The following is an 11,070-nucleotide window of genomic DNA, read 5'->3' as shown; positions in this document are numbered from 1 at the left end:
CAGGTGCGCTCGGGCGAGCTCGGTGCGGACACGGCTTTTCCCGAAGTGCGTGATCGCCGCCCGGTAGAGGCGCTCGGCGTTCTCCCCCTCCGCCATCAGTGCGCGCGAGCGCTTTTCCACCCCGAGCGCCCAGTCGGTGCCACTGGCGGCGGTCATCTCGGCCAGCCAACGAATAGCGACGGTCGCGGTCTCGGTCATCCCGCCACGTACGGCCGCCTCCACGAGCTCCGCCGCGGCCCAGTTCGCAATGCCTGGGTATCGCACATCGGGGTACTCCTGATGGTAGAGAGCCAGCTGGGCAGCGGCCATCGCCTCCGGGTAATCGCCAAAGCCGTTGTGCAACACTGCCCTTGTCCACTCGGCGCAGGCCACCCCGATGCCTTCGCCTCGCTTGGACACCTCCATGTTGGTGGCCTCGATCAGGGCGGACGCCTGCGCTTTCCTGCCGCGCATCGCCGCGAGGCGCATCGCGGTGTAGGGCGCGAGATTGCTCCCCGTCGCCTCCGTGACCGTGGATTGCTCGTCGATCAACGTGCTCGCGGCGGTCAGGTCACCGACCCACAACAGCATCATGGCCCTCGTGCTCAGGGCGAGCGGCAGCTCGTTCAGGGCGCCGACCTTGCGCGCGAGCTGGAGGTAGCGGACCGATAGTGCGTCCCAGCGCGCGTCATCCCACAGGTGCAGGGCCGCTAGGTTGATGAGCCACATCCAGCGCAGTTCCTCGTCCGCCGACATGCCGGCGCCGAACGCCGTCAGCGCGTCCCGCAGGCCGGGCACCGCTGCGGCGTACCCCTCGACGAAGTTGACCGCCAGGCCGTCGAGAAGGACGTCGGGCGCGCGGTGGCCGCGCGGTGGTTGCGGGGCCGCGGCTGCGGCTCGAGCCACTTCGAGAACCCCGCCGCCGCGGCTGGCCAGGCGGCCGGCGAACGCCGCGGCGTTGATGGCGTCGAGGTAGGTCTCCCGGGCGAGGCCGGCCTCGATCGGCTCGAATCGCCTGGCGGCCATCAGCAGCAGGCGTGGAGCGTCGCCGCCCCGGCTCGTGGCGAACGCGACTTGAGCCCGCAGAAGGTCGACGCGCGCCCGTTGCAGATCGTCGAGCGGCCCAGCTTTCGCCATCGCCAGCAGGGCCGCCGCCGCATCGAAGGCGCCCGCCTGCACCTTGGTGTGTGCCGCGGCGAGCGCCCGCCCGGCCCGCAGCCCCGGATCGAGCGTCAACCGCGCGGCGCGTTCGAGGAACGCCGCCGCCGCGGCAAGCCCACCCCGCGCCCGTACCTGGTCGGCGCAGTGCTCCAGCTCCTCGGCGATCTCCTCGTCCGGGCCGGGAGCGGCCTCGGCGAGGTGCCAAACCCGGCGGTCGCGATCGAGTGTCGGATGGGTAACTGCCGCGAGTGCGCCGTGGACCACTCGGCGCTCGGCCGGCGACGCCGACCAGTAGGTCGCTGAGCGAGCCAAGGGGTGCCGGAAACGCACCTGGGTGCCGATCTCGGCCAGACCCGCGTCGGCGGCCTCGGCCGCGGCCGCGGCCGCGACGCCAAGCCGCTCCGCGGCACTCCAGACCAGTGCCGGGTCGCCGGTGGGATCGGCCGCTGCGAGCAGAAGCAGGAGTTGGGCGTCGGCGGGCAATGCGGCGTGGCGACGGCGGAAGCTCTCCTCGACGGCACCGGCAAGGGGCGCCGCTGCCGGCAGCCCGAAACCCCCGGCCAGTTCTGCCGAGGTCATGCGGCGAGGCAGCTCCATCAAGGCCAGCGGGTTGCCGCGCGTCTCAGCGACGATTTGATCGCGCACCCGCCCGTCCAACGACCCCGGCAATGCCGAGTCCAGGAGCGCACGCGCGTCTCCTTTCGGCAGACCGCTGACGACCAGCTCCGGCAGGCCGGCCAATTCCACCCCGGGCACTCGGGTCGCGAAGACAACGCCAACCGCTTCCGCGCCGAGGCGGCGGGCGACGAACGCAAAGATCTGCGACGAGGCGCGGTCCAGCCACTGCTGATCGTCGATCAGGCACAGCAGCGGCTGTTCCTCGGCCACGTCCGACAGCAAGCTCAGGACGGACAGGCCGAGAAGGAACTGGTCCGGCGCCGACCCGGTGCTCATGCCGAATGCGGTCTCCAGGGCTTCTCGCTGCGGCGCTGGTAGGCGCGCCAGTCGATCGAGCATGGGCGCGCAGAGCTGGTGCAACCCGGCGAACGCCAGCTCCATCTCCGACTGAATCCCGGCGGCGTGCACAACCTTGCAGCCCGACGCCTGCCCGGCCAGGTACTCCAAGAGCGCCGTTTTGCCGACACCCGCCTCACCATGCACCACCAGGGCCCGGCTCTCACCGTCGCACACCGCGGCCACCAGTCGACCGAGAGCACCACACTCGGCGTGGCGACCTATCAGCCTCAACTCCGTGCCCTCGCACCGCGACACAGAACCAACGCTATCCGAGCCTCCAGCCCACTGCACACAGCGCGGTTACCCGTCGACGGCGAATCAAAGGACGCGATCGAGCTGGCTGCGTGAACTGATGTCCAGCTTCGTAAACACTTGCCGCAGGTGGTGTTGAACGGTCCGAGCGCTGATGAATAGCCGCGCGCCGATCTCGGGGTTCGACAGCCCGTCGCGGGCCAACCGCGCGATCTGGGCTTCCTGCGCTGTCAGCTGTTCTCCATCGGCGGAAGCTGTCGCGCGTTTGCGCGCGGTCTCCCCCGTGGCCTGCAGCTCGCGGCCGGCCCGCTCGGCGAAAGCCTCCATTCCCATGGCGTCGAGCATGCCGTGCGCGATTCGCAGCTGCGCCCGAGCATCGGTGCGACGGCGCTCGCGACGCAACCATTCGCCGTACAGCAGATGAGCGCGGGCAAGTTCCGCACGAATGCGGGTGCGCCCGAGCCGCGCGATCGCGTCTAGGTACTGGCGCTCGGCCTCGGCACCATCGGAAAGCAGCGCGCGCGAACGTGCTTGGACACCCAGCGCCCAATCGGTTCCGCAGGCATCCGTCATCTCCGTAAGGCGAGCAAGGGCGTCGGTCGCGATGTCGGCCCTGCCGCAGCGCATCGCTGCCTCGACGAGCTCGACCAGGCACCACGGCGATGCGCCCAGGTCCGCTGGATGTTTGACCGCGCATTGCGCTGCGGCCATCGCCACCTTGTAGTTTCCAATTCCATTGTTGAGCACCGCTTCCGCGCGCTCGCCTACGGCTAACCCGATACCTTCACCGCGGCGTGTAACGTCTTTCGTCGTCGATTCGACGAGCGCAGACACCTCGGCCCGGTCGCCGCGAAATGCGGCCTGCAGCAGGGCGCCGTAAGGCGCGAGCCCGGCGCCGGTCGCCTCGGTCACCACCCGCACTTCCTGCACAAGCGCCTCCGCGGCCGTCAGTTCCCCGGCGAATTGAAGCAATATCGCTCGCATGCTCAAAGCGAGCGGCAGTTCCGTCAACACGCCGGTGGTGCGGGCGACCGCGACGTGCCTCTCCGAGAGCAGCTCCCAGCTCTTGTCATCCCAGAGGTCCAGCGCGGCGATGCTCGCCAGCCAAAAAATGCGCAGCGCCTCGCCCGACGACGCGAGGGCGGCACTGACCGCGCGGCGCAAGATCGGCACCGCCACCGCGTACCGGTCGGTGAAGCGTGCGACGTAGCCGTCGAGCAGCAAGTCGGACGGTCGCGGCATCGGCGGCCGCGGCGATGCCGCGGCGGCGCGGGCCACGTCCACGACCCCGCAATCGGCCGCCAACCGACCGGAGAACATCGCCGCCGACGTTGCTTCCAGATACGTTGCGCGCGAAAGCGCTAAGTTGATTCGTTCGAGCTGTTTGGCGGCCTTCAGCAGCAGCGACGGCGCATCACTGCCGCGGTTGGTGACGAAGGCCAACTGAGCGCGGACCAGGTCGACGCGTGCACGCTGGAAGTCGTTCAAGGGCCCGGCCTCGGCCCGAGCAATCAAGTCCAGCGCAGCGTCGAATGCCCCGGCTTCGACCTTGGCCGCCGCGGCGTCGAGCGCCCGCTGTGCTCGCTGGGCCGGGTCGACGGTTAAAACCGTGGCGCGCTCAAGAAAGGCCGCCGCGGCGGCCACGCCACCACGCGCGCGCGCGCGATCGGCGGAACGAAGCAGCTCGGCCGCTACGTGCTCGTCCGGCTTGGCCGTGGCGTGAGCCAGATGCCAGGCGCATCGGTCTGGATCCGACCCCGGATCCGTGACACCGGCGAGGGCCCGGTGGACCCGTTGTCGTCGCAACAGCGACGCCGAGTGGTAAGCCGCCGAACGGGCTAGCGGGTGCCGGAACCACAGCCGCGCGCCGAGCTCCACCAGGCCGGCATCGACCGCGGGCGTTGCGGCGTCGGTGCCGATCCCCAGCTGTGCCGCGGCCGGCCAAATCAACGCCGGATCACCGGTCGGCTCCGCGGCCACAACAAGCAACAGCTCGCGGGTCGGATCTGGCATGGCACTGATGCGCCGACGAAAGCTTTCCTCGACGGTTCCGGAAAGCCTTGCGGCCCTGGGCAGTCCGAATCCGCCCGCCAGTTCCTGGTTACTCAGTCCGCGCGGCAGCTCCACCAATGCCAGTGGATTGCCGTGCGTCTCGGCGACGATCTGATCGCGCACCTTCGCATCCAACGGCCCGGTCAGCACCGTGTCCAAAAGCGCACGGGCCTCAGGATCCGCCAGACCACCCACCGCGAGGTGTGGCAACCCGGCGAGATCACGGCTCGGAACTCGCGCGGCAAAGACCAATCCGACGGATTCCGCGAGCAGACGCCGAGCCACGAACGAAAGCACCTGAGCGGACGCACGGTCAAGCCACTGCTCGTCATCGACCAGGCAGACCAACGGCCGCTCGTCCGCCGCCTCGGAGAGCATGCTCAAAAATGCCAATCCGACCAGAAACCGGTCCGGTGGCGGTCCGGCGATAATGCCGAACGCCGTCTGCAGCGCCTCACGCTGCGGCCCGGGAAGGCGCTCGAGGTGGTCGAGCAGCGGCCCGCACAGTTGATGCAGCGCAGCGAAGGCCAGTTCCATCTCGGACTGGACACCGGCCGCACGTATCACACTGCAGCGTGAAGCCTTCGCCTCCAAGTAGTCCAGTAGCGCGGACTTTCCAACGCCCGCTTCGCCGTAGATCAGCAGCGCGCGGCTCTCCCCGGCGGATATCGCCTGGACAAGCTGGTCGAGAACCGCCGTTTCGGCTTGCCGGCCGATAAGCTCCACGACTCCGCTTACCCCGCGACCTCAATCGGGATAGGCACGACCCGACGCTATACCACTGCATCGCTGGCCGGTAAACCGTATCTGGTGCGAAGACTCCGCCTTCCTACGGTAGTGGAAGCGGTTTCCCGAACCGGCCTGGTGACCCACCTCCCGGACCTGTTATACCGATTTCCACTTGCGCAGCCACGCCCCTTGTTTCGCGCCCCGTCACCCCGAGAACGGGGGCACGGTGATGCCGACCGCAGCGTTTTCGTCCGGCGTCGCCAACCGGTAGCCGTAACGCGCCGCAACCTCGACGAAGCGCGCCACCTCCCGGGTGGTCGGTGGCGCGGAGCCCACGGGCCGCCCGACCTCACGAAAAAACCGGCCCATGCGCGCTGTCGTGATGATCAAGTCGACGGCGGGTTCGCGCGAGACGTTGCGGTGCGCGTGCGGGACGTCGCCCGGCACCCGAACGTACTCTCCGGCCTGAGCATCGCGCCATTGAAGGCCGCCGCCGACCTCGACAAGTACCTGGTGGCTGCCCGCCAGGATGTAGAAATCCTCGAAGTCGTTGTGACTGTGGAGCGGGACCACCACCCCGGGCGGGATGACCGCGCGCATGACGCACAACTGATCTTCGTCCGGTGGGGTCATGAATTCCACGACGGGTCCGAAGACTTCCAACGCGTCCGCACTGTTAGCTGATGTCACGCTGTCCTCTCGCTCCCGGCGGCGGAATGGTTCCGCCGCACCACTATCCGACCGCGGCCAATCCGGTCCGCGGGACCTCTTGAGGCGACCACAGCGGTTGCGGCACCTCGACACCGAATGGCGCGTCCCATCGGTTCCGGGACGAAACCTCGTGCACGGGGCGGCGATTGGCTGCCACGCCCCACTTTCCCCGCGGGTAGCCGAGCGTCAGCATGGCCGACATCTTCCAGCCTTCCTCGACGGGCACGCCCAGCAACTCGTTGACCTTGTCCCGGAAGTTGTTGAGCACCATCGTCATGACGCCGCCGACGCCCTCGGCACGGGCGGCCAGCAACACACTCCAGATCGCCGGGTAGATGTTGGCGCCGCCCAGGTCGTCGATGGCGAAGACGAAAAGCAACAGGGGAACCTCTTCGAAATGGTCGGCCAGGTAATCCCCCGAGCCCTTGATTCGGCGCATCGTCTCGGCGTGCGCGGCCGGGTCAGCGCCGGGCCCCGGCACTACCATCGGTCCCTGCCCCGTGCGGAACTTCTCGTATTCGAGGGCGCGGGCCTGGCGGAACAGCTGGGCGAACTCGCGAATCAGGTCCGGATCGTCAACGGCCACAAAGTGCCAGCGTTGCGTGTTGCCGCCGTTGGGCGCGCGAACGGCCGCGTCGAGGATGCGCGCCTGCACGTCCAGCGGAACCGGGTCCGGCCGCAACCGCCGCATCATCCTGGTGGTGTACAGCGCCTCGTGGATCTCCATTTGTCTGCTCCTTTCGGCTATTCGGGCCAGCTGCTGCCGAGAATGAAGTCGACCATGTTCCCCCGCTTGAACGTGGGATCGAAGTGCGCCAGCACGTCGTCGTTCATCGTGCCGAAGGTGGTGTCCGGACGATGCTTCATCCCGTCGTTGAAAGCCGCAAGGATGCGGTTCTTGAAGTCGGGACGTGGGTGGGCGGCGATCACCGCGTCGACGGCGTCCGGGGCCAGGTCGTCGCGGCCCACGCCGACCACGTCGGTCTTGACACCGGCTGCAAGCAAGGCGGTTTCGGGGCAAAGACGTGCGGGAACTTCGGGCGTCGAGTGCAGGGCGATGCCGAGCCACACCTTGTCGGCGTCGGACTTTTCCACGCCGCGCTCGAGCAGGAAATCGCGCGCAGCGTCGGCGCCGTCCATCTCGAAGCGCTGGCTCGAGGAGCCGTAGCGCGCCGTGAGGCCGAGGTCGTGGAACATCGCGCCCACGTACAGCAGTTCCGGGTCCGGAACCAGGCCGAGGCGGCGCCCATGCAGCGCGCCGAACAGGAACACGCGCCGGGAATGGTGGAAGAGCACGTCGTCTTCGGCGCCGCGAATGAAGTCGGTTGCGTCCCGGACGACTGCCGTGTCGGGGATGACGATGCCGGCAATGGTTTCGATGGACTGGATTGCCATGATCGCTCCTCCTTCGCTGGCTGCCTCCATCTTGCGACGCGGCACAAACATTCACCGGTGCCGTTCCGGCCGTCTTTCCCACAGAATCTGACGTCGGCGGCGTATCAGGCGGCCGGTCAAGCGGCGAGGATTGCCTTAGCCACCTCGTCGGGGCAGGTGAGCAATCCGTTGTGCGTCCCGGCAACCACGATGGGCCGGACCCCGCCTGATAACCCCAGGGGTTATCACCGTCAGTCATTCCGGGCAGCATCAACGTGATCACCCGGTGACCGCCGCGCGAAGCCGCTCGACGACCGGCCGCCACGACCAGGCTCCGTGCCAGGCACCGGGAATCAGCACGTAAGTCGACATGTGTTCTCAACGCGTCCTTAGGCGCCGTGATCGTGTCGGGTGGCGCTCACGCTCGTGGCCAGATCGCAGGCGTCGTTCTCGCTTCGTTGCATGGTGTCCTTATCTCGTTGATTACAACCGCTTTCGCGGATCCGCAGCATCGTCGACGGGCGGAACAGTTCGCGACATCACCCACCGAGCCGGGCGGCGCCTATTCGGGCCATGAGTTGTCGAGGATGATCTCCACGAAGTTGTCACGCCGGAACGCCGGGTCGAAGTGTTGCAGCACATCCGCATTCACCGTGCCGAACGTGGTGTGCGGGCGGTGCTTCATGCCGTCGTTGAAGGCGGCCAGGATGCGCCGCTTGAAGTCCGGCCGCCGATGGGCGGCCGTCACGGCGGCGATTGCATCGGGAGACAGGTCCTCGCGGCCGATGCCCAGCACGTCGGTTTCGACACCCGCTGTGACCAAGGCGATTTCGGGTTCGAGGAATTCGGGGATGCCGGGCGTGGTGTGCAGCGCGATGCCCAGCCACACCTTGTCGGCGTCGGCCTGGTCGACCCCGCGTTCCAACAGGAAATCACGCGCCGCGTTGGCGCTGTCCACCTCGAAGCGCAGAGTGGAGGTGCGGTAGCGATCGGTGAGTCCCAAATCGTGAAACATCGCCCCGGCGTATAGCAATTCGAGGTCCGGCTGCAGTCCCCGGCGCCGGCCCTGCAGCACACCGAACAGGAATACCCGGCGGGAATGGTCGAAGAGCAGATCGTCTTCGGCGTCGCGTATGTAGTCGGTGACCTCGCGCACCAGCTTGGTGTCCGGGACGACGATGTCGGCGATGGCTTCGATCGGCTGGGTGACCACGATCAACCTCCTGAGTTGGGCGATACTGGCTGTTAGTCTCCGGGCGTCCGGCTGTGAGCACCTGGGGCTTTTGAGCCGTCTTCACCACAGAACGCGACGCGATCGTCAATCGCTAGCCGGTCACCGCGGGCCGGTGCGACATCTTTCCCACAGATTGCGACAATGGGACCGTGGCTGAAGCCGGTGTGCGGTCGCGGGTTGTGGTCATCGTCGTCTTCGACGACGTGACGATGCTGGACGTCGCGGGAGCGGGGGAGGTATTCGCCGAAGCCAACCGATTCGGTGCCGACTATCACATAAAGATCGCATCGGTGAACGGCCGCGACGTCACGACCTCGATCGGCGCCCGGTTGGGCGTCACGGACGCGCTTTCGTCGATCGAGTCGGCCGACATCATCATGGTCGCCGGCAGCGACAACCTGCCGCGGCGGGCGATCGATCCCGCGCTTGTCGACGCGGTCAAGTCGGCCGCGGAGCGGACCCGACGACTGGCCTCGATTTGCACGGGCTCGTTCATCCTGGCGCAGGCCGGCCTGCTCAACGGCCGGCGCGCCACCACGCATTGGCATGACGCCCGGTTGTTCGCCCGCGCTTTTCCCGACGTCGCCGTCGAGCCGGACGCGCTTTTCGTCCGCGACGGCGACGTGTTCACCTCGGCCGGGGTGTCGTCGGGCATCGACCTGGCGCTGGCGCTCGTCGAGATGGATCACGGCACCGAGCTGGTCCGCGAAGTGGCCCGATGGTTGGTTGTCTATCTCAAGCGGGCGGGCGGCCAGTCGCAATTCTCGGTGCTGGTCGAGGCCGAACCCCCGCCCCAGTCCCCGCTGCGCAAGGTCACCGAAGCGATCTCGGCCGACCCGGCGGCCAATCACAGCGTGAAAACGCTTGCCGCCCAGGCGTCCTTGAGTACGCGGCAGCTTACCCGGCTTTTCCAGTCCGAATTCGGCACCACGCCGGCCCGCTACGTCGAGATGGTGCGCATCGACGCCGCGCGTGCCGCGCTCGACGCCGGGCGCAGCGTCGCCGACACGGCGCGCCTTGCCGGGTTCGGTAGCACCGAAAGCCTCCGCCGGGTATTCGTCGACCAGCTCGGCGTCTCGCCGAAGGCGTACCGGGACAGATTCCGGACCGCGTCCCGCTGCTGAATGACGGGGAAATACTGATCCGTCATGCACATTGATGTGATGGCGGTCCCGCAGCCGCTGGACAGGGCGGTGACTTGGCCCGCGCAGCACCTCCATCGCGGCGGCCACCGCATGGGAGCTTCAAGAAGCGACCGGCGGGAACTTCCGGCTCGGTCTCGGCGGACTATCGGCGATGTACGGCATTTGATCTCTTGCCCTCGCTTACGCCGGGAAGTGGAATGGCGGTGAAAACGCCATCGGGGTCGTAGTGTTTCTTGGCGGCGACGAGTCGAATGGCGTTCTCGCCGTACGCATTTGCGATCTGCTCATGGTCGCCGGGCACGAGCAGGTTGGCGTAGCCGCCGGGAAGCGCGTGTGGGGCAAGTGCGGCCGAGGCCGCGTCGGCCCAGGCGCGATGACGGACGCTGTCCCCGCCCTCCCAGCCGGCGATGATCTCGACGACGAAATGTGGGCGGCGGTTCGCGAACGCGGTCTGGTCCGGGGCGACGAGGGTCGACGCGCCATGACAGTGATGGATGGAGATGCCGCTGCGCGGCGGGGTCAGTGTCCGGCCGATCTCGAGGAGCGCGTCGATGACCTCTGGTGTGTAGCCCGCGATCGTGCGAGTGTTGATCGCCCAGCACTGTCCACGGACATCCCATGCGTCGAATAGGCTCAGCCATTCGCGGTACGTCATGGGCGCGACCTGACCGCTCAGCGGCGTTCCGAGTTTAGTGAGCGCATCGACGGCGGCTTGGCCTGAAAGAAGATCGCCGCTCCAGGCCGGGGCTAGAAAAACGGCCGGATTTCCGTCCGGGCCCGACATCAGTCCACTCAGCACGGTCCACTCATCCGGTGCCGTCGACAACACCTCATCCAGCCCACGCCACACCGTCGCGCCCTGCGACCACGGAAACAGGATCATTCCGCCGATCAACCGGTCGAGCGGATGCAATTGCACCCGCATGGAAGTGACCACGCCGAAGTTGCCGCCACCACCGCGCAGCGCCCAGAAAAGCTCCGGCTCATGAGTCGCGTCGGCCTTCACGATCCGACCATCCGCCAGCACAACCTCGGCGCCGAGCAGGTTGTCTGATGCAAGGCCGAACCGCCCGTTGAGCGGCCCGTAGCCCCCGCCGAGTGTCAGGCCGGTGATGCCAACGCCGCCGCAGTTGCCGGTAGCGGCGACCAGCCCGTACGGCGCGACCGCGTCGATCAGGTCGGCGGCGATGACACCCCCACCCACTGTTGCGACCCGGGCCCCGCTATCGACGGTGACACTTCGCATCCCGGACATGTCGATCACCAGACCGCCGTCGCATACAGCGCGACCCGCCCAGTCGTGGCCGCCGCCGAGCACCGACAGCCGCATCCCTCGGTCACGCGCCACACGGATGGTTTGCTGTACGTCGCCCGGTGACTCGGCCCGCACGATCAAAGCCGGACGATGTTGCACCG

General features: G+C 67.8%; 8 protein-coding genes. 1 reads left to right on the top strand and 7 read right to left on the bottom strand.

The genetic code is table 11. The features are described from left to right. The 6 genes from A5697_RS17815 to A5697_RS17790 form a co-directional block, all read right to left on the bottom strand. The coding region (locus A5697_RS17815) for an AAA family ATPase (RefSeq protein WP_231972097.1) at positions 1-2,412 on the bottom strand (2,412 nt) is incomplete at its 3' end. A 63-nt stretch (positions 2,413-2,475) separates the two neighbouring features. Next, positions 2,476-5,187, bottom strand: a complete 2,712-nt coding sequence (locus A5697_RS17810; RefSeq protein ID WP_197501052.1) for an AAA family ATPase — start codon at positions 5,185-5,187, stop codon at positions 2,476-2,478. Positions 5,188-5,394: 207 nt separating this feature from the next. Next, positions 5,395-5,880, bottom strand: coding sequence for a cupin domain-containing protein (locus A5697_RS17805; protein ID WP_067945855.1), 486 nt, complete (start codon positions 5,878-5,880; stop codon positions 5,395-5,397). Between the two features lie 43 nt (positions 5,881-5,923). Next, positions 5,924-6,628, bottom strand: a complete 705-nt coding sequence (locus A5697_RS17800; RefSeq protein ID WP_067945853.1) for a nitroreductase family protein — start codon at positions 6,626-6,628, stop codon at positions 5,924-5,926. Between the two features lie 17 nt (positions 6,629-6,645). Next, positions 6,646-7,296, bottom strand: coding sequence for an HD domain-containing protein (locus A5697_RS17795; RefSeq protein WP_068011544.1), 651 nt, complete (start codon positions 7,294-7,296; stop codon positions 6,646-6,648). A 541-nt stretch (positions 7,297-7,837) separates the two neighbouring features. Next, positions 7,838-8,488, bottom strand: a complete 651-nt coding sequence (locus tag A5697_RS17790; RefSeq protein WP_067945910.1) for an HD domain-containing protein — start codon at positions 8,486-8,488, stop codon at positions 7,838-7,840. 230 nt (positions 8,489-8,718) lie between these two features. Here A5697_RS17790 and A5697_RS17785 point away from each other — a divergent pair, with 230 nt between their 5' ends. Further along, positions 8,719-9,633 (top strand): GlxA family transcriptional regulator, encoded by a 915-nt coding sequence (locus A5697_RS17785; protein ID WP_068011543.1) that lies wholly within the window; start codon positions 8,719-8,721, stop codon positions 9,631-9,633. Between the two features lie 163 nt (positions 9,634-9,796). Here the strand turns inward: A5697_RS17785 and A5697_RS17780 are convergent, their stop codons facing one another. Beyond that, positions 9,797-11,044 carry an FAD-dependent oxidoreductase gene (locus A5697_RS17780; protein WP_231972098.1) on the bottom strand — a complete coding sequence of 416 codons (1,248 nt, stop codon included), beginning with the start codon at positions 11,042-11,044 and terminating at the stop codon, positions 9,797-9,799. Between the last annotated feature and the right edge of the window lie 26 nt (positions 11,045-11,070).

Source organism: Mycobacterium sp. E3251 (assembly GCF_001666835.1).
In the GTDB taxonomy this organism is placed as follows: domain Bacteria; phylum Actinomycetota; class Actinomycetes; order Mycobacteriales; family Mycobacteriaceae; genus Mycobacterium.
This window is presented reverse-complemented; position numbering and strand designations above follow the sequence as displayed.